Origin of the sequence: Moorena sp. SIO3B2 (assembly GCF_010692525.1) — a bacterium.
Lineage (GTDB): Bacteria > Cyanobacteriota > Cyanobacteriia > Cyanobacteriales > Coleofasciculaceae > Moorena > Moorena producens.
The window spans coordinates 1-1,205 of sequence record NZ_JAAHHE010000934.1; the positions used below are offsets into that span (position 1 = coordinate 1).

At 39.8% G+C, this 1,205-nt stretch carries 1 protein-coding gene and 1 pseudogene; one reads left to right on the forward strand and one right to left on the reverse strand.

The features are described 5' to 3' along the window. A partial coding sequence (locus tag F6K38_RS42475) for a helix-turn-helix domain-containing protein (protein WP_287360899.1) occupies positions 1-478 on the reverse strand: 478 nt, incomplete at its 3' end. Positions 479-530: 52 nt separating this feature from the next. On the opposite strand from F6K38_RS42475, the pseudogene tnpA reads away from it, so the two are divergent. Next, positions 531-1,056, forward strand: a pseudogene (gene tnpA, locus F6K38_RS42480) (IS200/IS605 family transposase). The last annotated feature ends 149 nt before the right edge of the window (positions 1,057-1,205 follow it).

Genomic DNA, 1,205 nt, shown 5'->3' on the forward strand with positions numbered 1-1,205 from the left:
CAAACAACCATTTTCCGTTAACAGTACAGAACTTTAACCAAGAATTATCAGCATTTGGAAAGTTTAACGTCCGATATCTGGCAACATTCTTAAATCGAGGCTTGCCACTGCGTTTACCATTTTTGTCATCTGCTATAAACCTGTTAAAAGCGTTTTTTACTCTTGTACAGACATCTTGCAAAACAGTTGAATAAACCTCAGTAAAGTCTATCAACTCTCCAGACCATCCAATCTTAACCAAGTCTTTCTTGATAACTGGAAGTTGCTTTTTATGGCTGTAGAAATTGGGCTGATCTTTAAGCTCCGGAAGGTAACAGATTAATGGACAGGCATTGACCGGACATCTATTTTTCTGCCACCAATCAAAACGCTCACCCAACATCCGGTTATACCAATATCGACCAACTCGCAGCCACTGGTTCAGTGTGAGTGTTTGTTGAGTCTCTGGATATAGTCGATATTGATACGTGTATTTCATTGGTGTTAACTTTTAAGCTACACTGATTATAGCAGACAACAGCAGGATTGTTATGAAGAATGACTTTTTATCCAAGGGTCGGTCTGTCTGTGACCTTAAAGCTCATCTCGTCTTGACGACCAAGTATCGTCGCAAAGTCTTTACTGGTGAGATGATTAGCCGTTTACATGAAATTTTTGAAAACTTACTTCAACAACAAGAATGTCAGCTTGTTAGCCTTGATGGGGAAAAAGACCATGTTAACCTGCTGTTCCAGTATCACCCTGACATTCACCTGAGTAAACTGGTTAACTCATTAGACATCTCCAGACACTCGGTTTTGACCCAGGCAGTGCAAGGGTTTGAGGTTAATTTTTGGAGATGTCTATTGAAGAGTGTCTCAAGCCGAAAAATAAGAGTAGAATTTGGTGAACAACTAGCCATAATTTACTACAAAAAACCTGCACAAGTGGAATAGTTCTTACTTTATTGCTAGTTGTGGTGGCGTTACTATTTCTACTCTTAAAAAGTACATTGAAAACCAAGACACTCCTGAGATGAGCAACAAAAACCCTGCACAAAATTCATCCCGGAGATGAAACCTTAGAATAGTGGAGCCTTACTACAAAAAGATTTAACCCTTAACTCACAGACTGCCAACTATAAAGGCTCCACTATTCTTGCGGTAACTTCTGACCACGCTCACGCTACGCTTTGAGACGTGGGATGAATTTTGTCAGAAGCTAAA